We start from the raw sequence: 20498 nt of genomic DNA on the forward strand, positions 1-20498 counted from the left end.
TAAAATAAAAAAAGGGCTCTTAAAGAACCCTTTCCCTTTCAATATTTATATAGTCGGTAGGTTAATTGAAACAAATCAATATATAAATAGCACAAAAAAAGACATCCGCCAATTAGCGGATGTCCCAAATTGTTTATTTGAAGAATCTCTTAGTATAAGTAATCTAAAGCAGTTTCATCTGCATTGTTGAATGGTCTGTCACCACCATCAGTACATGCTAGCATCCATGATTTTGCAGAGGCAGTAGCTCCGGTTGGAGTTCCAGGAATGTGGTTTGCACCTACACCACCATCACCTTCATTAGCCGTTCCACCACCACATGAAATGCTTCTGTCGAAGAAATCTGTGTGACGGAATCCGATGCAGTGGCCCATTTCGTGTGCAATAATTGTAGCGATACCTTCAGTACTTAATCCGTAAGATGACTCAAGAATACCACTCATTTTTATTTGGTTGTATGGATCACCTGAAGAAGTTGGGAAACCAGCAGATCCAAGTACACCTCTTCTTTCGTCCCTTTTACTAAGGCGAGTCATAGAGATATCAGCACCACCTGATGACGTAACTCTTTGGAAAGAAATTTCCAGATTCTGCGCGTTGTATCTAGCAATCGCTAAATCGAGCCCTGCAATCATTCCAGAGCTGTAACCATTTCTACCCCCAACTGGAGCATAAACGGTGATTACTCTGCTTCCAGAAGTTGAAACCAAGTTATCAGTGCTATACTGCTCTTCTACAGGTAGTCTCAAACCTTCTTTCAGGTTGTCAATGTCAGCATCAGTCATGTAGATATCTCCTTCTACAAGGTATCCGTTTTCGAATACGATTGGTGCTTGATTCGTCACATCAAATCCTGCATTTACCAATTTTGCCATTACAGCATCCGATACTTCGTCTTGTTTTACTACATCACTTTCATTAGAACATGAAGTGAATAGGGCGCACGTAGCCAGCGCAAGTGAAGCTAAATAGCTAACTTTTCTCATTTTACAGTCGTTTTGAATTAGGTATAACATTCTCTTGAAATACATCAAGAGTCTAACGAATGTATTTGAAATAATTTATTATCCCAATAGAATATTCGGATTCGATAGGAATTCAAGAAATTAGTAATTTTCGGCAAATTTAATTTCCCAAAACATCCCATTCACTTTCAATTTTTACCCGATCAATCACAAGATATTCCCAGTCAATTCCCGCATTACTCTGGAACTCAACACATTATTTTCCCACCAACACATTACATGGAATAAATTCATCTTAAAAGCTGTAGTGTAAGTCTGAGTATATTCGCCCCATGCGATTGATCATCGGAACATTTTTCTTTATGTTTCTTGCACAGGCTTCTCTGTGTCAATCCATTTATTCTCCAAATTTTGAGAAGGCTCAAAACAGCCGAATTGATCCAAGTGACATGGGTGAGTTCATAATATCACTCAAGGACGCAAACGTTATAAAAGAGTATAATCTAGAAGTACTACACTTTCATCAGCCCTCAAATTCCTATCATGTAAAAGCAAGTTGGCAGACGATTGAACTGTTAATTGCTAATGAAAAAATACTTTTTATTGATCTAAATCGAACCCCTAAAGAGGAATCTGCATTAGATGAACCGAATTTCGAATTCAACCGAATTAGAAAAGCGCAAGCCACCTTTCCAGACCTAAAAGGTTATGACCAACTCATTTCAATAAAAGAAAGACAGTTCAATCCAGAAGATCTTGATTTGGTCAACAAACATGTGGAACTTGGGCTCGCAGCGGAAGACCAATCACAGCATGCCACCGATATGGCTACCATCATTTCGGGTATTGGTAACAGCTCACCACTCAATCAAGGTGCTGCTCCTGGAGCCAAACTAACCTCATCTGACTTTAACAATTTACTGCCTGATAGTCAGTCTATCTTCACAGCTAATAACATACATCTGCAAAATCACTCCTATGGTATTGGAGTAGAGAATTACTACGGAGTAGAAGCTGTAGCATATGATCAATCAGTTTATGATCATCCCACTAACATTCATGTTTTCTCTGCTGGGAACTCTGGAACTGCTTCCCCAGAAACTGGAACATATGCTGGATTACCTTTTGCCAACCTAACTGGCACTTTCAAACAAGCAAAAAATATCCTTACAGTCAGTGCAGTAGACACTGCATTATCGATCAACGCATTAAACTCCAGAGGTCCAGCATATGATGGAAGAATAAAACCAGAACTGACCGCCTATGGAGGTCGAGGCACCTCTGATGCTGCAGCCATAGTAAGTGGAATTATCAGTCTAATGCAAGATCAATATGAGGCCGAACATGGAGTTTACCCACCCACTTCTTTGATAAAAAGTATTCTTATTTCCACTGCTGATGATATTGGACCTGAAGGAATCGACTATTATACAGGATATGGAAGCGCAAATGCGGTTAAGGCAGTTGATGCGATTAAACAAGGTTATTTTACAGAAGTAAGTGTTTCTCAAGGTGAAGAAGTTACTTTCGATCTGGTAATACCAGCAAATGCTAGCGAGATCAAAATCGCTGTAAGTTGGACGGACTTACCTGCCGCTCAGAATGCCAATACAGCTTTAGTTAATGATCTAGACCTGTCAGTCAGTTTTGAGGGCAGCGAATACTTCCCCTGGATCTTAAAAACATCTGCCAATGAAGCAGATCTCAACGCCCTGCCAACTCGTGGAGAAGATCATCTCAATAATGTCGAACTAATCACCATTAGCAATCCTGCAGCAGGCACCTATTCACTAAAACTAAAAGGGACAAAGATTACTTCTACAGAACAGATTGCACATGTCGCATGGAATGTATCATCAAACGATGAATTTGAATGGGATTATCCAACATCAAAAAGCCTGGTTACTACAAACACCAACATGAAAGCATACTGGAACAGCGGATTTGGGTCGGCCCATGGTTCCCTGGGATACTTGTATGAAGGAGACATCAGGTCAATTGCCAGAGGTATCGATCTAACAAGTGGATTTTATCAATGGAAAACCCCGGAGCTTTCAGGTAAATACCAACTCAAAATGACTATAGGTGATCAAGAATATCTTTCACCTGAGTTCATTATTTCTGAAACGCCAGAAGTGGAAGTAGCCTTTAACTGTGCAACCAATTTTGGAATGCAATGGAATGCAATTGAAGGTGCGTCTGGATATCAGATTTATGAAATGCAATCGGATAGTCTTAGGGCGATTGGAACTACTACAGAATCCTCATTTATCGTTGATAAGAATACTTCGGAATATTATTCAGTTGCTCCAATTTTCGAAAATCTTAGTGGCGTAAGAAATCTAGCATTCAATTACGGTTTTCAGGGAGCCTTCTGTTATTTCAATTTATTTTCTGCTCAAAAAGCAGATTTAGCTGTTGCATTGGAGCTCAGTCTAAGCAGCACACTTAATGTATCAACGATTACCTTTTTGAAAGAGTCTAATGGGGTTTTGGACACGCTTAATTCCATAGTAGCCTCAAGCAAAACGATCTATAACTTAAGAGATTCTGATCTTGATCCGGGTACAACCAGCTATTATGCCTATTTAACTTTTGAAGATGGTTCTGGCCTTCTCTCAGATGCTGTAAATGTCCTGGTGGACGAGCCTGGTAAAGTGACCTTTTTCCCAAATCCAATAGACGATATATACATCTATGCACTGACCAATGGTGAAAAAATGTCTGTTGAAATATATGACCGAGCCGGAAAGCTTGTACTTGATGAGATACTTTTGGATCAGGTCAACAGCATCAATTTAGAAGAATTAGATCAAGGCGTCTATTTCTATAGAGTATTCAAGGATGGCGAAGTTTACGACGAGGGACGCTTGATTAAACTCTGATAAGTCCACAATACTTTTTATTTTAGTCTTTGACCTATTGCCTAATCCATGTCAAAGAACTCTCCACAAATTGAAAAGCCTGCCTGGCTTGATGAGTTACAACAGAAAAGTTGGGAACCAGAAATCCTACTTTCAGGTATCGTACTGTATGGAATGTTTCAAGCTCCAGATCTTCTAGATCGCTTTTATCAGTTTGCTACTTTAAATCTTTATGACAATTCGAGTGACATAGAAAACCTGGTCACCATCCTAAAAATAGCCTTTTACTGGCTCACTTTTGGACTCATTTTGCATTTGATCAGCAGAGGTATCTGGGTAGGAATGGTCGGCCTGAGTTTCACTTTTCCAAAAGGCATCAACAAAGAGAAGCTCAAACTTTCTCCTACGTTTGAAAAGGTTATTGACAAGACTCCTCCAATAGAAAAGATCATCATCAACCTGGAGAAGATCTGTAGCTCACTATTTTCCATTTCCTTTATGCTTTTCATGATGATGATTGGGGCGTATTTCTACTTCCTCATCATGTTAGTGGTACCCATACTTACGTTTGTATGGTTATTTGACATAGATGACTTTACCTACACGCAAGGAATTAGTGTGGGAGTCTATGCATTGACCATTCTCGGTATTGGCTTTGTAAGTCTGATTGATTTTATAACGCTTGGATTTTTAAAGCGATTCAAATGGCTGAGTAAAATCTACTACCCTGTGTATTGGTTGATGAGCACTCTTACTTTTTCACGGGTATATCGTCCAATTTATTACACCATCGTCACCAACTTCGGCAAATGGAAAATTGCATTGTTTCTAGCAGCATTTATCATGATCAGCTTCTTTGGGTTGGACAAGGTAGGTCAAAGATCAATTCCAGGCGAAGAGTTTACACGAATTGAACTGTGGAGCAACTCTCAAAACGTCTCCAATTTTAGTGGATATTACGATGATCAAAACGATGATTTCCACTCTGTTCAGGCGCAAATACAATCTGACATCATTTCCGAAAATACCGTTCGATTGTTTGTGGTAATGAAACTTGGGTTAGAAGATTCCATCAGAAAGAATTGCCAATACGACACTTTAAGAAAGCAATTAGATACTGCTTCGTTCTATGTGAAAAACATGTGCGTTAAGCAGTTTTATCAGGTGCTGTTGGATGATGAAAATCTGGGTGAACAAGAGTGGTTGTTTCATTACAAGCAAAAGACCAAACAGCGTGGCATCATGACTTATTTGGATATTTCTGACCTGGAGAAAGGACTACATCAAATTACTGTAAAAGGACCAGAAAGCATGTATAGAGGAAGTTTTGCCAAAATTCCGTTTTATCGAGAACTCAGCAATGACGGGTATTACGTTCCACCTACTCCGAAGGAAGAGGAAAAAGACAGCTATCTCAAATTGAAAGGGGTGTTACCCAAATAGAACTTACTGAAAGGTAAACTCAAAAAGGGCAATCATAAATTTGACAGCAAAAAAGAGCAATGCTGCTGCTATCAAAAAGACAACTATTAGAACTATAGCGATAAGCCCTTTGCCAGACCCTGTGTGCTTACCTTCTTCATAGTGCTCACGAAGTAGCTTGACATTTCGATCATTGGCCTTGAACCAAAAGTCAAAAAGTGATCCTAAAATTGGAATAGAACCAAATATGGCGTCTAATGAAGCATTGATGAGCATTCGGGCAATGAGCATTCCGCTCGCACCATGCTGGTACATCGTGTATATTAGTGCCAGTGAGATTCCATAACTACCAAGATCTCCTATGCCAGGAATTAACCCGATAATTGGATCGATACCGAAACGAATAGAGGTCCCAGGGATCACAAATTTGCTATCCATGACACGTGACACTCTGTCTACCCATTTCAACCTTGAGGAACTTACTTTCTGTTGGCTCATTTCAAATAAACCTCATACAGCGGAATTTGTTGGACATAAAAAAACCACAGCATTTATACACTGTGGTTTTCTCTAGCATATTTTATTGGTGTGAATTACACCATGCTAAGACCTCCATCTACTGCTAGTTCTACTCCATTAACGAATGAAGAATCGTCAGAAGCAAGGAACAATACTGATTTAGCTAGTTCCTCAGAAGATCCAAAGCGACCTAAAGGCACCTGACCTGCAAATCCTTCACCCATTGCTTTCATTACATCCTCTGGCATTCCCATTTTATCATAAATAGGCGTTGCAATTGGGCCAGGAGCAACGCTCACGGCTCTGATTTTACGTGATTTCAATTCACTGGCAAGTACTCTTGACAATGATCTGAAAGCAGCTTTAGTTGATGAGTAAACAGAAGCGCCATCAAAACCTTTGTTACCTACGATGGAAGTGTTACCAATAATTACCCCACCATCATTGATGTGTGGAAGTGCCTCTTTGATTAAGAAGAAAGGACCTTTCACATTGGTATTGAAGTGTGCATCAAAGTGCTCTTCTGTAATTTCCGTAATAGGCATAAAGTGTGCGATACCTGCATTTAAGAAGATGATATCGATTTTACCATAGGTTTCAACCGTCTGCTCTACTACTTCTTTCGTTTTAGAAATATCTGCTGCATCAGCAAGGATAGTCTTCACATTTCCTCCAATTTCTTCAGCAGCTTGAGTAAGTGCCTCTTGTCTTCGGCCAGTAATCACCACTTTAGCACCTTCTTCCACAAATAGTTTCGCTGTTGCTAAACCGATACCACTATTTCCTCCTGTGATTAAGGCTACTTTACCGTCTAATTTTCCCATTTTGATTGTTATTATTAGTTTTATTTGAAACGATCAGTTCAAATAACGGGAATACTGAAACGAACGTTTCAAATAGATTGAAAAAAATTAGAGAACTCTCATAATTTCTTCAACCACACCATCTAAATGTGGATCAATTACAGAGGTAATTCGCAAGCCATGTAAAGAGGAAAAAAGAAACAATGCGATTGATTTGGAGTCTCGCGAAGAATCAATCTGACCTTGCTTTTGGGCTTCCTTGACCAAACCTTCAAATAAATCAACTACGTAATCTTTGTTGGCAATTAAAAACTCCTTCACTCGAACATCTTGTGATGCCAGTTCAGAAGTACAATTGCTAATCATACAGCCATTCTGATTTCCAGCTCGGATATCACTACTGATTCCTTTAAACAGGGCCTTCAAAGCTTCTTTAGGGGAAGACGAGCCAATCATGTAGCGATGGATCATCTCTTGTTGCTTCACTTCATAGAGTTTAAGTGCTTCTTCGTAGAGTGAGAACTTGTCTCCAAATGAATTGTAAAAGCTTGATCGATTGAGTCCAGTCACATCTACCAGATCTTGCATAGAAGTAGCTGTATACCCTTTTTTCCAAAAGAGCATCATGACATTCTCTACTACTTTTTCACGATCAAATGTGACTGATTTTGGCATACTGAGTCAACGTCTAAGCCGCAAAGATAGTTTTAGAAAGAAAAAACCACACAGACAGAATCGTCCATGTGGTTTTTATGGTGCCCCTGACCATAGCCAGTGGATATATAATCAAGTCCTGACCTCTAGTCAGGGAAAAGACTTATTTAGAAGCCAACTCTACGCTTCTATTGATGAAGTCTGTCAAACGCTTACCACTAAGCATACCTTGAGACAACATTGCCCAGTCATATGCCTGCTTGGCCAACTCTACTTGCTCTTCCTCGCTACCTGCTTCTAAAATCTTTTTAGTATAAACATGGTTAGCGTTCACCGCAATAGATAAGGTCATTGGGAAGTCACCAAACATCATTGGTCCACCACCACCTGCAGCTTGCATATCCTTCATTCTTCTAATGAACTCAGGCATAGTGATAGTAACTGGCATGTCGTCGGTTGCCATTGGCTCTACAGTGATGGTGTTTTTATCATCATTAATAGCCTTTTTGTAAGCCTCTTCCACTTTGGTCTTGTCATCATCTGACAATACAGACTCTTTCTTCTCGTCTTTGTCAATCAGCTTATCAACGACATCTGAGTCCACTCGCTTCAGCGTAACTCCCTCGTATTTCTGCTCAATGTGATTGATAAAGTGGCTATCCACCGGACCATCCAAAATCAACACATCATAACTTCTCTTTTTAGCAGTCTCGATGTATCCATGCTGCTGATCTTCGTTAGAAGTGTATAAGAACACTACGTTCTTATCTTTATTCGTTTGAGTAGCTTCTACTTGTTTTTTGTACTCATCAATGTTGAAAAACTTACCATCAATGTTTTTCACCAAAGTGAAGTCTTTCGCTTTCTCCTCAAACTTCTCTTCAGAGATCATTCCATATTTCACGAACACACCAATATCTTCCCACTTCTGCTCGTAAGCATCACGGTCTTTCTTGAATAGCTCACCCAACTTGTCAGCTACTTTCTTGGTAATATATCCGTTGATTTTCTTCACGTTACCATCAGCCTGTAAGTAACTTCTCGAAACGTTCAGAGGAATATCTGGAGAGTCAATTACACCATGAAGCAACTGTAAGAAATCTGGAACTATGTCCTTCACCTCATCAGTGATGAACACCTGGCGAGAATACAACTGAATTTTGTTTCTCTGGATTTCCATATCCTTCTTCAACTTAGGGAAGTACAGGATACCTGTAAGGTTAAATGGGTAATCCACATTTAGGTGAATCCAGAACAATGGATCTTCCGCCATTGGATAAAGCTCCTTGTAGAATGCTTTGTAATCCTCATCTGTCAGATCACTTGGAGACTTAGTCCAAAGTGGCGCAGTATTGTTAACGATGTTGTCAACTTTTACTGTTTTCCATTTCTTTTTACCGTCTTTATCTTCTCCATCTTCCTCTTGCTGCTCTTTCTCACCAAATCGAATTGGAATAGCCAGGAACTTAGAGTATTTATCTAGTATTTGTTGGATTCTGAATTCTTCAAGGAATTCTTCAGAGTCATCAGCAATATGAAGAATGATGTCTGTTCCTCTTTCCTTCTTATCACCATCTTTGATTTCAAACTCTGTGTTACCATCACATACCCAAACTGCAGGCTCTGCACCTTCCTGATGTGATAGCGTATGGATTTCTACCAATTTCGCCACCATAAAGGCAGAGTAGAATCCTAAACCAAAGTGACCAATGATCTGCTGATCTTCACCTTTGTCTTTATATTTTTCAATGAATTCGGTTGCTCCTGAAAAGGCAATCTGGTTGATGTATTTTTTGATCTCATCAGCCGTCATACCAATACCTCGGTCAGAAATAGTGATCGTCTTTTTCTCTTTGTCAACCTTTACGTCAACAATCAAGTCACCCATTTCACCTTTGTACTCACCTAACTGCGCAAGTCTTTTCAACTTCTGTGAAGCATCCACCGCATTGGATACCAACTCTCTCAGGAATATCTCATGATCGGAGTATAAAAACTTCTTGATAATCGGGAAGATATTCTCCGTGTGGATTGAAATAGTACCTTTCTCTGCCATTGCTTTATATTCAGTTTTTTAATTTCAACGAATGGCATGAGACCAAATACTATTCCAGAGGTGAAAAACTGCCAAAGTGTCACGGTCTTAGAGCGAATTGTTCTATTACGCTCTGACAAATGACCATTTTGGCATTGTGGAGAATGAAAACTCCGTTACTAGTAAATGAAAAAGCCAATCTCATCAAATGAAATTGGCTTTTGATCTATTAGGCTCGGTCATAGAACCTAAAACTTAATTCCTATCTAATTCTATCTGCACTTCTCACCAACTTCTCATCTCTTCTGATAAATCGATTTCCTAATGAATTACAAAGAAGAGCAACGGCTATAATGAAAAACCCAACTTGATAATTTCCTGCTCCGTCAATACCTAAAACCGCAGCACCTTTAGTGCTATAGAAATAAGTCATGATCAAGCATCCACCCATCAATAAAGAATTCAACGTATTCAATTGCATCTGACGCAATCTATTTTTGAAGGAGAAGATCGAAATCAGTGCCACTGAAGCCGCAGCTAGTGCCAATACAGCAATCCAATGAGTGTCTTTTGACGATATAAGCGTTTCAGCACCTCCTGATGAAACTGACACATAGGATAATTTAAATGCGTCCAACTTTACCGCCTCCATAGCATCTGCATTGAACATATTCCACATTGGTAAGAACAAGATACTCACCATCACAATTGCCGATATCAATAAAAAGACAGATTGAATTCTCTGTAACATAGTTTTAAAATTTAGGACGCAAAATTGGTCATCCTCGGCCACATTGACAAGCAAGTGGTTACTTTTGCGCCCGTGAGATATTTTCTGGACATAGCATATCGAGGAACCGCCTTTCATGGATGGCAAATTCAGCCCAATGCCAGCACTGTACAGGAAGAGATCAATAAAGCGCTCTCCACCTTGCTTCAAGACACTGTCGAATGTCTCGGAAGTGGTCGAACAGATACTGGAGTTCATGCTTCACAACAGATAGCTCATTTCGATACGGACAAAGATCTGGACTCTGACAAGTTTCAGTATCGACTCAATGCCCTTCTTCCTCAGGAAATAAGCATTAATGCAATTGACCTGGTGAAAGATGATGCTCACGCAAGATTTGATGCAGTCAGTAGATCTTATAAATACCATATTCATAAGTCTAAGAGTCCATTTAAAACTGGATTGTCTTACTTCTTCAACAGACCTGTAGATTCTACGCTCATTAATGAAGCCTGTGAATTAATCAACGGCTGGCAGAACTTTCAGGCTTTTAGTAAAGTTCATACGGATGTGAAGACTTTTGACTGCACCATTCATCACATTCACTGGGAAGAATCGAACGACAGTCATATTTTTTCCGTAAGTGCCAATAGGTTTTTGAGAGGCATGGTTCGAGCGATGGTGGGAACATTGCTGGAAGTAGGCCAAAACAAAATGAGTATTGCCGACCTAAAATCAGTGCTGGAAAGTGGAGTACGCTCCAATGCTGGCCGGTCTGCACCGCCAGAAGGACTTTTCCTGACAGCAGTAGAGTATCCGAAAGACATATACATCAATTAAGACTTGGAAAAAGAAAAAACGATTAGTGGGAATATACTGGACGTACAAATCCTGAAAAGGCTCTTTGTATTCGCCAAGCCGTACATCAAGCAATTTTACCTGGTTACTTTTCTAACCATTGCGCTCGCGGTATTGACACCACTTAGACCGAAGCTAATTCAGACAGCCATTGACGATCATGTGGCTTACAATGATTATTCTGGCCTAGTCAACATCATTATCGTGTTGGTTATTCTGTTGGTGCTTCAAGCCGTGGTGCAATACTATCACACGTTTATGTCCAACTGGCTTGGTCAGTACATTATCAAGGACATTCGGATTAAGCTTTTCAAACACATTCAGGCACTTCGCTTGAAGTTTTTTGATAACACACCAATTGGTCGGTTGGTAACCAGAAACGTATCTGATATTGAGACACTTTCTGAAGTATTTAGTACCGGAGTGGCGGGTATCATTGCCGACATTTTACAACTGATGGTGATCCTTGGTTTCATGTTTTATGAAAGCTGGGAATTGGCTTTAGTAAGTTTATCCTTACTTCCAATACTGTTATTCGCCACGTATATCTTCAAGGAGAAGGTAAAAGTTTCTTTTAATGAAGTAAGAACGGCAGTTTCCAACCTTAACTCTTTCGTGCAAGAGCACATCACCGGGATGAATATCGTCCAGATATTTAATGCGGAGAAGCGTGAACATGAGAAATTCAAAGAAATCAACAGAGAACACCGTCAAGCAAACATCAAAGCGGTATTCTATTATGCCACCTATTTCCCCGTAGCAGAAATTATTCAAGCGGCGGGCATCGGCCTAGTAATCTGGTATGGGGCAGGTGAAGTGATCAAAGAAGATTTGACGCTAGGTGTACTGATTGCTTTTATCATGTACATCCAAATGTTCTTCCGTCCAATTAGAATGATAGCTGATCGTTTTAACACCTTGCAGATGGGTATTGTGGCATCCAACAGAATTCTAGACTTAATGGACAGCCAGGAGCACATTGCTGACAATGGCAACTATTCTCCAGATCAAATCAATGGAGATGTAAAGTTTGAAAATGTCTGGTTTGCCTACAATGATGAAGATTGGGTACTCAAAGACATCAATTTCGAAGTAAAACAAGGTCAGTCATTAGCTCTTGTAGGAGCTACGGGTGCTGGAAAATCCTCCGTCATCAACCTATTAACCAGATGCTATGACATCAATAAAGGCTTAATTGCTGTTGACAATAAGTCTGTTAAGGAATATGACCTTTCTAACCTGAGAACGCATGTTGCAGTGGTATTACAAGATGTATTCTTGTTTTCTGATACCATTTATAATAACATCACTCTGAAGAACCCTGACATTAGCAGAGAAAAAGTGATGGAAGCGGCAGAGCTGGTTGGAGCAAAAACGTTTATCGACAAATTGCCTGGAGGTTTCGATTACAATGTGATGGAGCGTGGATCCACTCTTTCAGTTGGTCAGCGACAGTTAATATCTTTTGTTCGTGCGATGGTCTATGATCCAAAAATCATTGTATTGGATGAAGCCACAAGCTCCGTAGACACAGAAACAGAGGAATTAATCCAGGAGGCTATCCAAAAATTGATGAAAGGCCGTACGTCAATTGTAATTGCACATAGATTATCTACCATTCAAAATGCTGATAAAATCCTCGTTTTGGATAAAGGAGAGATCGTGGAAGAAGGCAAGCATGACAGTTTGCTTGAATTAGACGGTTATTATGCGCAACTTCACAAAATGCAATACAAAGAAGTAGCTACCTCATGAGTATCAAGTGGCAACGGATTGTCTACCTGGCAATCATAGTGGTATTTCTAGCTGGAATTATTACCTCAGTTTATTATTTGCTTGGCGGTTTTGAGCCAATCAAAGTCTACAAAATGGAGTCTGAAAACCGTGTAATGGTAGGCAAAACATTCTACAACCATTACACAAGTGGAGATCCAATAGAGTTTGGCAAAAGATGTCGTGAGCTATTGGAAAATAAGGAAATTGAAGGAGTTCTTACGATCATTCGTTACCAGAATGACACTATTCCAGATGACAAAATATTGCAATTCATAGGCATTACTTTAGACTATGACATGGCTGAAATTCCTCGTGATTTTGATGTGAAAGAAGTTAAAACCGGAACACGCTATGGCGTCTTTTTAACCATGCACGTATTGGTACAGCCTCGTCCTCCAAAGATTGAAGCGATGATAAGAGAAGCTGCAGCAGCCAATAGCGACAAGCTTCAAGACTTATTTGTAGAGTTTCGCTATTTGGACAATTCGCTAAGCGTAGAGGGATGGGTTAATCAATAAACCTCTTCTTCGTTTTCTGCTTTTAGTTGCTTGTCATGAAGCTCTTTGTAGGCTCCGTTTTTAGCCATCAAATCATCATGTGTACCAGCTTCAAGCACAAATCCATCATCTAGCATGATCACTTTGTCAGCAAGTTTAGCAGACGACACTCTGTGAGAAATAATCACTGAAGTACGGCCTTTCATGATTCGCGCCATGGCATTCAAGATAGCATTCTCTGTCTTGGTATCCACAGCAGACAATGCATCATCCAAAATCAAAATCTTAGGCTCACGAGCAATTGCCCTGGCAATAGAAACGCGCTGCTTTTGACCACCAGAAAGCGTAATCCCTCTTTCACCTACTCGAGTTTCGAACCCATTCGGGAATCGATCAATATTTTCAAGCAAATCCGCATCATCAGCAGCTTTTTTAATCTCTTCAAAAGTCATATTGTCTCGTCCGAATGCAATATTCCCCATTACTGTATCAGAGAATAAAAAGACATCCTGAGGTACATAACCAATCTGACTTCTTACCGTATCGAGATTGTATTTTTTAATGTTGTGATCATCGATCTGCAGTACACCATCGGTAACATCATACATTCTACAAATGAGATTCGCGATGGTACTTTTTCCTGAACCTGTCGTTCCGATAATCGCAATTGACTCTCCTGGTTTCACATCAAAAGACACGTTTTTCAATGCCTTAATGCCTGAATCAGGATAAGTGAATGACACATCTTTAAAGGAAATATGTCCGTGAATTTCTGCTGTGAGATTTTCTTCAGAAACGATTTCACTTTTGGTATTCAAAAATTCATTGATTCGTTTTTGAGAAGCTGCAGCACGCTGGATAATACTCGTAATCCAACCCAATGACGTCACTGGCCAGGTCAGCATGTTCACATAAATAATGAACTCCGCTATTACTCCAGGAGTAATCGATCCTTCAAATACCTCCACAGAACCGATGTAAACAGTCAGAATTACACTCAACCCAATCAATCCCATGATCAACGGAAAGAATAATGCCTGTACAAATGCCAGACCTAAAGACTTGTGCTTGTAATCCTCACTCGCCTGGTCAAAGTCTTTTTCCATGTCCTCTTCACGAACGAATGCTTTGATCACTCGAATTCCAGAAAATGCTTCTTGAACAAACGTGGATAGCCCAGAAAGACTTTGTTGAATTTCCTCCGACCGTTTGTTGATGATGTTATTGACAAAATAAATACTCACAGAAAGCAACGGAAGCGGAATCAATGAATACAATGTCAATCGAGGATTGATCGAAAACATGAAAGGAATCACCATGGCGAAAAGCGTGAATAAGCTAATACCGTACATCAATGCCGGACCAACATACATTCTTACTTTGCTCACATCTTCGGAGATACGAGCCATCAAGTCACCCGTATTATTTTTTCTGTAAAAACTCAGAGGCAAAGTTTGATAGTGCTCGTACACTTCATTTTTCAGATCATACTCCACTCTTCGAGACATCACAATAATAGTCTGACGCATGAAAAACATGAAGACTCCTTTGAGCAGAGCCGACGCCAAAATCATCAAACCAAGGATTAAAATACTTCTGGCGAATACCGAATAAGTAGTTTCTTGAAGTTCAAATCCGTCAAAAGCCTGAAAAATATCGAAGCTGCGTTGTAGTAAATCGAAAGAATATCTTACAACTACAGCAGGGACTATACCAAAGAAATTAGAGATGATTATGAAAATCGTCCCTGAAATCAAATGCCATTTATATTTTCGGAAGTATTTATTGAGATGTGCTAAGTCTTTCACAAGGTTTAAAACGCAGAGATTGCCAAATGGTTATTTGATAGAAAACAACTAATTTTGAGGCCCTTTTGATCGGAGGCTCTTGTTCTGTATCAAAGGCGGCAAAAGTAGTAATTACAACGACAATGATAGATACCCAACCCAAAGTAAAAAACAGCGAGATCTTCAGCGCTATGGCTGAGCTTGATCATGAGCAAGTTGTATTTTGTCACGACGAGGCTCTTGGACTTAAAGCAATCATCGCTGTTCATAATACGGTTCTGGGCCCAGCGATGGGAGGAACGCGTATGTGGAATTATCAGTCTGAGGAAGAAGCAGTACGTGACGTATTGCGTCTATCCAGAGGTATGACTTTCAAAAATGCCATTGCTGGACTTAACATTGGTGGAGGTAAAGCAGTGATCATTGGTGATGTGAAAAAAATCAAGACTGAGGCTTTGATGCGTCGTTTTGGTAAATTTGTACACAGTTTGAACGGTAAATACTGGACTGCTGAAGACGTAAACATGACCACTCGCGACATGGAGTATGTGCGAATGGAAACCCCTTATGTTACTGGTCTTCCTGGCAAATCTGGTGATCCTAGCCCAGTAACTGCATATGGCGTATATGTAGGAATGAAAGCTAGTGCCAAGAAAGCTTACGGTTCTGACGACCTAAAAGGAAAGAAAGTAGTAGTGCAAGGTGCTGGACACGTTGGTACTTACTTGATCGAATATTTAGTGAAAGAAGGTGCTGAAGTATTTGTTTCTGACATCTTTGAGGATAAGATAGCAGCAGTAACAAGCAAATTCCCGTCTGTAAAAGTGGCTGACTCTAGCTCACTATACAGCATGGATATGGACATTTATGCTCCATGTGCTTTGGGTGCTACTTTGAATGATGAAACCATTCCTCAACTGAAATGTGCAATTGTGGCTGGTGCTGCAAACAATCAGTTGGACAATGAAATAACTCATGGTCAGGCATTGAGAGAAAGAGGTATTATTTATGCCCCTGACTTCCTGATCAACTCTGGTGGTATCACCAACGTGTATTACGAGCAGCAAGGAAATTACGACAGAGATCGCGTTTACGAACAAACTGAGCGCATCTTTGGAGTATGTACTGAGGTAATCGAATATGCAGAGCAAAATGACACAACTACTCACAAAGCTGCATTGCAACTAGCGATGAACAGAATTACAGACGTGGGTAAAGTGAAATTAGCTTACTAATGCCATAAGGCACAAGTTATAGTACACATTGACTTAGGAAGCTCGCTAGTCGGGTTTGTTCCTGGTCAGTGAGACTTTTCAATTTAGACGGAATAGAAAGTTAAAATAAATATTGTATGCTCAATCGTAGGATTCTTCGTGTTAAAGCCATGCAGGCACTTTATAGTTATTTCACGGCGCGAGAATCGTTGAAGGAAGTGGTGCGCGAGAAGATGGAAAGTCAGTTCTACCCAGATCCGGCTAAAGACGACTTCTCCGAATCGGACAAGTTTACTGAAAGACGCAAATTGGCGTCTAAACTGTTTGATGAGAACTTGCCAGCAAGGAAAGTTCAGAACACCGAAGATGTAGAGGAAGATGTGGTAGATGCAGTGAATGCTGCGATCGAGGAGTACTACAAAGAACTGCAGAAAGAGAGAAGAACTATCAAGAAAGATATGCTGGATGATGTTGATGACATCAACAAATTGTATCTGAAATTGATGATTCTTCCAATTGAAATTGCTCACATTGAGAAGTTAGAGCAAGAGAAAAAGCTAAAAGCTTACATCAACAAAGACAGTCCATGGAAGTGGAATTTCATTACCAATCCAGTAGTTGATGATTTGACCAAATTTGAAGACTTGACCAAAGCGGTGATCGATGAGAACATTGCATGGGATACAGATCAGGTAGATCAATTGAAAACCTGGTTCAAAGACATCTTCAGAAAAGATGAGGTCATCAACAACTATGAGACCAATGAAGCTCCAACCATTGATGAGCACAAAGATGTCATCTTACACATGTTCAAGAAAATCATCTTCAAGAACGAGTCTGTAAGTGAATATCTATCAGAAATGGATTTAAGATGGTCAGAGAATAAGCCTATTCTTAAGAGTCTTGTTGCAAAAACTTTTCAGGATTATGAGCAGGAGCTCGATCCTCCATTTGAGCTGAAGTCTGTAAGCAAGAATGCAGACGAAGACATGGAGTTTTTCAATGTTATGTTTGATGAAACTTTAGCGAAGAGTTCAGAGTTAGATGCGTTAATTGAGAAAAAGATCAAAAACTGGGATATTTCTCGAGTAGCTATGACAGATAGAATTATCTTAAAAATGGCTATTACGGAAATGATGCAGTTTCACAGTATCCCTACTAAGGTCACTATCAATGAGTTCATTGAAATCTCTAAACAATACAGTACTCCTAAGAGTAAACAATTTGTTAACGGGATTTTGGATGTACTCGCAAACGAACTAACTTCGGATGGTGTTATAAGAAAAAGTGGTCGAGGCCTAATAGATAATAAATAAAGATAGAGCGTATGAGCAGTCGAGGAAATTCATTTTTTGCCTTCCTTTTTGGAGCCCTAACAGGTGGGGTACTTGGAGTTTTATTTGCTCCAGATAAAGGAACCAACACTCGTGATAAATTGACTTACCAGCTTGATAAGTACAAAAAGAAGCTGGAAGACATCATTGAGGACTTGGTAGAAGGTGCTGAAATGGTAGACAATCAGGCTAAATCTGATGGCGAAAAAATCGTGAAAGACGCGAAAACTAAAGCTGAAAAGCTATTGGATGATGTCAACGGATTGATCGATCAGATCAAAACCAAATAAATCCTAACGGATCATTAACAAATCATTAAGACTTTATAAGTAAGGCAAAACCTTATTGTTGTATAAGTTTGTGGTGTATTTGAAATCTTAAAAGAATTGTAAAATGAAAAGAAATACTCTCAATCTATTCGTACTTGGGTTGGCTGGTGTACTTGCATTTAGCTGCTCAAACAAAGAGTTAGAATCAAGAATTGCAAAGTTAGAAGGTAAAGTTGCTGAGCTAGAAACTAGTGGCAAACCACTTACTCCAGCAGCTAAACCAGCTGCTGCAGCTGAGCCGGAAGTGAAGCCAGAAGGTCCACTTCCGTCTTTCGAGTTTGCTGAGTTGGATCACGACTTTGGTTCTATCAAAGAAGGTGATGTAGTAGAGCACACTTTCAAATTTAAAAACACTGGAGACGCTCCTTTGATTATTTCTTCTGCAACAGCATCTTGTGGATGTACTGTTCCTGATTGGCCGAAAGAACCAATTCCAGTAGGAGAAGAAGGCGAGATTCAAGTAAGATTTAACAGTGCTAAAAAACCGGGTGTTCAGAACAAAACGATCACCATCACTGCTAACACTTACCCTAAGATCAACCGTCTTAGAATCAAAGCGAACGTTGCAAAAGCAGACAATCCATCATAATTCCTAATTTCCTGAAATGATCAAAACATTATTATTACAAGCTAGCACTGGCGGAGCCAACTATACACAGTTTATCATGCTAGCTGGTATGGTTGCTATCTTTTACTTCTTCTTCATCAGACCTCAGCAGAAAAAGCAAAAGGATCAAAAGAAGTTTATTGAGGCAATCAAAAAAGGTGATCAAGTAGTAACTCTTGGCGGTATTCACGGTAAAATTGTTTCTGTAGAAGACACCACCATCACATTGGATGTGGACAGAGGAAACAAGTTGGTAGTTGAGAAATCTTCTATCTCACTTGATTCGAGCAAAAGAGTATCAGGAGAAAAATAAAAATGATAATTAGTGTCTAAAGCATTTAACAACTGGAAGGTAGTCTTACTTTCGCTTCTCGGAGCGACTACCTTCTGGTTTTTCAATGCTTTAAACAAAAGCTACGATGCGCGCATCAGTTATCCTGTAGAATTTATTTTTGATCAGGATAGTGTAGTGGTAATGAAGCCACTAGCCTCTACCGTAGCTATCGACGTTTCCAGTGGCGGCTGGAACCTTCTTCGCAAGATCACAGTCAATGTGACTCCTATCCAGATCGAACTGGAGAACCCTACTGAAATCGGATTCTATACTCGTAGTTCTTTACAGCCAATTGTAACCGAACAACTTGGTGAGCTCAAAATCAATTACGTTGCTACAGACACGGTATTCATTGACATCCAAAAGAAGAAAACCAAAAAAGTAAAACTCATTGTCGACTCATTGAGTGTGGATTTAGCTGAAAACCATCGCATGGTAAGTCCTGTTACTATCAGCCCGGACACCATCGAATTGATAGGACCAACAAGCTTTATTGATAGCCTTTCTCGTGAATTTGTTATTGGTGTGCCTACCAGAGGCATTTCTAGCAATTATGATCGAGACGTAGAAGTAAAGCTAGAAGGAGGTAAGTTAACGAGCTCTATTCCGGAGGATGTTCATATCAAATTTGATGTTGACAAATTCGAAAGACAAAGCATCGAAATTCCTATCGAAATACAGAATTTACCAGCGGACTCATCACTAACACTAGATCATCAATCCGTTCAAGTGTTTTACACAGTACGCTCCTCTCAGAAGCAAGACTATTCGGAAGATGATTTCGCAGTGACTACAGATGTTTACTTAATGGATGACGCTGACTCAACAGTAATGGCCATTTTGGTTTATCATCCAGAAGAGGCAATCGAAATTGATGTGATTCCAGAATACATCAAGGTCATCCCAACAACACGACCAAATGCCATCCAATAAACCACTGCTTGTAGGCATAACTGGCGGAATTGGAGCGGGAAAGAGCATAGTATCCAAAGTCTTTGAAATACTTGGCATACCTAAATACGAGGCTGACACACGAGCAAAATGGCTCATGAGCAATGACCAAAAACTTGTTCAGTCCATTACGTCATTGTTTGGAATGGAAGCTTATCAAGAAGGTGAACTCAACCGAAAACATATTGCAGCTAAAGCATTTGATGACAAGTCACTTTTAGGCCAACTCAACCAACTGGTTCATCCCGCTGTGGGGCATGATTTTAATTCATGGGCCCAAATTCAAAGTACTCCTTATATATTGAAGGAAGCCGCACTGCTATTTGAAACTGGATCATATAAAGATCTGGACAAAATAATCACTGTTACAGCTCCAGAATCAATACGCATTCAGCGTGTAATTAAAAGAGATCAAAGAACAGAGGAACAAGTCAAAGCGATCATCAGCAATCAAATGAGCGAGGAGAAGAAACTTGCTCAATCTGATTTTGTGGTAACTAATGACAATGAGCATTTAGTAATTGAGCAGGTATTGAATATTCATCAAACCTTACTTGACCAGATCAGTCGGTAATTTGATCTGATCTGCATAGAAATTCATTCTCTTAGAATTTACATCCAACAACTCTATCTGATCCACACGATCTTGCTGGTGATTGTAAAACACTTCTACATAAACTTTATCCAACATGTAGAGATTTACTTTGTGACGATAATAACGAATAGAAGTAACCAGACTTCCGTTGAAGTAAAGCCATTTGGCTCTTTCAGCTAAGGTAAGTGCTAAAAAACGATCTCTGGTCATACCCTAATTTACGA

At 39.7% G+C, this 20498-nt stretch carries 20 protein-coding genes; 12 read left to right on the forward strand and 8 right to left on the reverse strand.

Going from position 1 to position 20498, the window contains the following annotated elements; all coding sequences use genetic code 11:
* Positions 1-149 precede the first annotated feature (149 nt).
* Positions 150-986 (reverse strand): M57 family metalloprotease, encoded by an 837-nt coding sequence (locus NXS00_RS11915; protein ID WP_258099431.1) that lies wholly within the window; start codon positions 984-986, stop codon positions 150-152.
* A gap of 311 nt (positions 987-1297) precedes the next feature.
* On the opposite strand from NXS00_RS11915, the gene NXS00_RS11920 reads away from it, so the two are divergent.
* Together NXS00_RS11920 and NXS00_RS11925 are read left to right on the forward strand one after the other, a co-directional pair.
* A complete protein-coding gene (locus NXS00_RS11920) occupies positions 1298-3850 on the forward strand; it encodes a S8 family peptidase (protein ID WP_258099432.1) in 2553 nt (850 codons plus the stop codon).
* Between the two features lie 48 nt (positions 3851-3898).
* Complete coding sequence (locus NXS00_RS11925) at positions 3899-5272, forward strand: hypothetical protein (protein WP_258099433.1); 1374 nt, start codon at positions 3899-3901, stop codon at positions 5270-5272.
* A gap of 3 nt (positions 5273-5275) precedes the next feature.
* Here NXS00_RS11925 and NXS00_RS11930 read toward each other — a convergent pair whose 3' ends face one another.
* The 5 genes from NXS00_RS11930 to NXS00_RS11950 form a co-directional block, all read right to left on the reverse strand.
* Complete coding sequence (locus tag NXS00_RS11930) at positions 5276-5749, reverse strand: DUF4112 domain-containing protein (protein ID WP_258099434.1); 474 nt, start codon at positions 5747-5749, stop codon at positions 5276-5278.
* Between the two features lie 95 nt (positions 5750-5844).
* Complete coding sequence (locus tag NXS00_RS11935) at positions 5845-6594, reverse strand: glucose 1-dehydrogenase (protein ID WP_258099435.1); 750 nt, start codon at positions 6592-6594, stop codon at positions 5845-5847.
* Between the two features lie 87 nt (positions 6595-6681).
* Positions 6682-7248, reverse strand: coding sequence for a TetR/AcrR family transcriptional regulator (locus tag NXS00_RS11940; protein WP_258099436.1), 567 nt, complete (start codon positions 7246-7248; stop codon positions 6682-6684).
* A gap of 142 nt (positions 7249-7390) precedes the next feature.
* Complete coding sequence (gene htpG / locus NXS00_RS11945; RefSeq protein WP_258099437.1) at positions 7391-9283, reverse strand: molecular chaperone HtpG; 1893 nt, start codon at positions 9281-9283, stop codon at positions 7391-7393.
* Positions 9284-9524: 241 nt separating this feature from the next.
* On the reverse strand, positions 9525-10013 hold the full coding sequence (locus NXS00_RS11950) for a DUF4293 domain-containing protein (protein ID WP_258099438.1): 489 nt from the start codon (positions 10011-10013) through the stop codon (positions 9525-9527).
* Positions 10014-10085: 72 nt separating this feature from the next.
* Between NXS00_RS11950 and truA the strand changes: the two genes are divergently transcribed.
* The 3 genes from truA to NXS00_RS11965 are packed head-to-tail and all read left to right on the forward strand — an operon-like array spanning position 10086 to position 13144.
* The gene (gene truA / locus NXS00_RS11955) at positions 10086-10832 is read left to right on the forward strand and encodes a tRNA pseudouridine(38-40) synthase TruA (protein ID WP_258099439.1); all 747 of its coding nucleotides are present in this window, start codon (positions 10086-10088) and stop codon (positions 10830-10832) included.
* Positions 10833-10835: 3 nt separating this feature from the next.
* Positions 10836-12605 (forward strand): ABC transporter ATP-binding protein, encoded by a 1770-nt coding sequence (locus tag NXS00_RS11960; RefSeq protein WP_258099440.1) that lies wholly within the window; start codon positions 10836-10838, stop codon positions 12603-12605.
* Positions 12602-13144 (forward strand): hypothetical protein, encoded by a 543-nt coding sequence (locus tag NXS00_RS11965; protein WP_258099441.1) that lies wholly within the window; start codon positions 12602-12604, stop codon positions 13142-13144. The genes NXS00_RS11960 and NXS00_RS11965 overlap by 4 nt, the downstream gene beginning before the upstream one ends.
* Here the strand turns inward: NXS00_RS11965 and NXS00_RS11970 are convergent.
* Positions 13138-14931: an ABC transporter ATP-binding protein gene (locus NXS00_RS11970; protein WP_258099442.1), complete on the reverse strand. Its 1794-nt coding sequence runs from the start codon at positions 14929-14931 to the stop codon at positions 13138-13140. The genes NXS00_RS11965 and NXS00_RS11970 overlap by 7 nt on opposite strands.
* A 122-nt stretch (positions 14932-15053) precedes the next feature.
* Here NXS00_RS11970 and NXS00_RS11975 point away from each other — a divergent pair, with 122 nt between their 5' ends.
* The 7 genes from NXS00_RS11975 (at position 15054) to coaE (ending at position 20253) form a co-directional block, all read left to right on the forward strand.
* The gene (locus NXS00_RS11975) at positions 15054-16145 is read left to right on the forward strand and encodes a Glu/Leu/Phe/Val dehydrogenase dimerization domain-containing protein (RefSeq protein ID WP_258099443.1); all 1092 of its coding nucleotides are present in this window, start codon (positions 15054-15056) and stop codon (positions 16143-16145) included.
* 116 nt (positions 16146-16261) lie between these two features.
* A complete protein-coding gene (gene nusB, locus NXS00_RS11980) occupies positions 16262-17440 on the forward strand; it encodes a transcription antitermination factor NusB (RefSeq protein ID WP_258099444.1) in 1179 nt (392 codons plus the stop codon).
* Positions 17441-17451: 11 nt separating this feature from the next.
* A complete protein-coding gene (locus NXS00_RS11985; protein ID WP_258099445.1) occupies positions 17452-17748 on the forward strand; it encodes a YtxH domain-containing protein in 297 nt (98 codons plus the stop codon).
* 103 nt (positions 17749-17851) lie between these two features.
* Positions 17852-18376, forward strand: a complete 525-nt coding sequence (locus NXS00_RS11990) for a DUF1573 domain-containing protein (RefSeq protein ID WP_258099446.1) — start codon at positions 17852-17854, stop codon at positions 18374-18376.
* A 16-nt stretch (positions 18377-18392) separates the two neighbouring features.
* The gene (yajC, locus tag NXS00_RS11995) at positions 18393-18707 is read left to right on the forward strand and encodes a preprotein translocase subunit YajC (RefSeq protein ID WP_258099447.1); all 315 of its coding nucleotides are present in this window, start codon (positions 18393-18395) and stop codon (positions 18705-18707) included.
* 12 nt (positions 18708-18719) lie between these two features.
* Complete coding sequence (locus NXS00_RS12000) at positions 18720-19661, forward strand: YbbR-like domain-containing protein (RefSeq protein ID WP_258099448.1); 942 nt, start codon at positions 18720-18722, stop codon at positions 19659-19661.
* On the forward strand, positions 19648-20253 hold the full coding sequence (gene coaE / locus NXS00_RS12005; RefSeq protein ID WP_258099449.1) for a dephospho-CoA kinase: 606 nt from the start codon (positions 19648-19650) through the stop codon (positions 20251-20253). The genes NXS00_RS12000 and coaE overlap by 14 nt, the downstream gene beginning before the upstream one ends.
* On the opposite strand, the gene NXS00_RS12010 is transcribed toward coaE, so the two are convergent.
* A complete protein-coding gene (locus NXS00_RS12010) occupies positions 20230-20484 on the reverse strand; it encodes a hypothetical protein (RefSeq protein ID WP_258099450.1) in 255 nt (84 codons plus the stop codon). The genes coaE and NXS00_RS12010 overlap by 24 nt on opposite strands.
* Between the last annotated feature and the right edge of the window lie 14 nt (positions 20485-20498).

The sequence above is a fragment of the Marinoscillum pacificum genome (genome assembly GCF_024714495.1).
GTDB classification, from domain to species: Bacteria; Bacteroidota; Bacteroidia; order Cytophagales; family Cyclobacteriaceae; genus Marinoscillum; species Marinoscillum pacificum.

What these genes read in the sequence shown, in the direction of transcription:
- NXS00_RS11915 (WP_258099431.1), bottom strand. Translation starts at nt 986, where the DNA reads ATGAGAAAAGTTAGCTATTTAGCTTCACTTGCGCTGGCTACGTGCGCC.
- NXS00_RS11920 (WP_258099432.1), top strand. Translation starts at nt 1,298, where the DNA reads ATGCGATTGATCATCGGAACATTTTTCTTTATGTTTCTTGCACAGGCT.
- NXS00_RS11925 (WP_258099433.1), top strand. Translation starts at nt 3,899, where the DNA reads ATGTCAAAGAACTCTCCACAAATTGAAAAGCCTGCCTGGCTTGATGAG.
- NXS00_RS11930 (WP_258099434.1), bottom strand. Translation starts at nt 5,749, where the DNA reads ATGAGCCAACAGAAAGTAAGTTCCTCAAGGTTGAAATGGGTAGACAGA.
- NXS00_RS11935 (WP_258099435.1), bottom strand. Translation starts at nt 6,594, where the DNA reads ATGGGAAAATTAGACGGTAAAGTAGCCTTAATCACAGGAGGAAATAGT.
- NXS00_RS11940 (WP_258099436.1), bottom strand. Translation starts at nt 7,248, where the DNA reads ATGCCAAAATCAGTCACATTTGATCGTGAAAAAGTAGTAGAGAATGTC.
- htpG (WP_258099437.1), bottom strand. Translation starts at nt 9,283, where the DNA reads ATGGCAGAGAAAGGTACTATTTCAATCCACACGGAGAATATCTTCCCG.
- NXS00_RS11950 (WP_258099438.1), bottom strand. Translation starts at nt 10,013, where the DNA reads ATGTTACAGAGAATTCAATCTGTCTTTTTATTGATATCGGCAATTGTG.
- NXS00_RS11965 (WP_258099441.1), top strand. Translation starts at nt 12,602, where the DNA reads ATGAGTATCAAGTGGCAACGGATTGTCTACCTGGCAATCATAGTGGTA.
- NXS00_RS11975 (WP_258099443.1), top strand. Translation starts at nt 15,054, where the DNA reads ATGATAGATACCCAACCCAAAGTAAAAAACAGCGAGATCTTCAGCGCT.
- nusB (WP_258099444.1), top strand. Translation starts at nt 16,262, where the DNA reads ATGCTCAATCGTAGGATTCTTCGTGTTAAAGCCATGCAGGCACTTTAT.
- NXS00_RS11985 (WP_258099445.1), top strand. Translation starts at nt 17,452, where the DNA reads ATGAGCAGTCGAGGAAATTCATTTTTTGCCTTCCTTTTTGGAGCCCTA.
- NXS00_RS11990 (WP_258099446.1), top strand. Translation starts at nt 17,852, where the DNA reads ATGAAAAGAAATACTCTCAATCTATTCGTACTTGGGTTGGCTGGTGTA.
- yajC (WP_258099447.1), top strand. Translation starts at nt 18,393, where the DNA reads ATGATCAAAACATTATTATTACAAGCTAGCACTGGCGGAGCCAACTAT.
- coaE (WP_258099449.1), top strand. Translation starts at nt 19,648, where the DNA reads ATGCCATCCAATAAACCACTGCTTGTAGGCATAACTGGCGGAATTGGA.
- NXS00_RS12010 (WP_258099450.1), bottom strand. Translation starts at nt 20,484, where the DNA reads ATGACCAGAGATCGTTTTTTAGCACTTACCTTAGCTGAAAGAGCCAAA.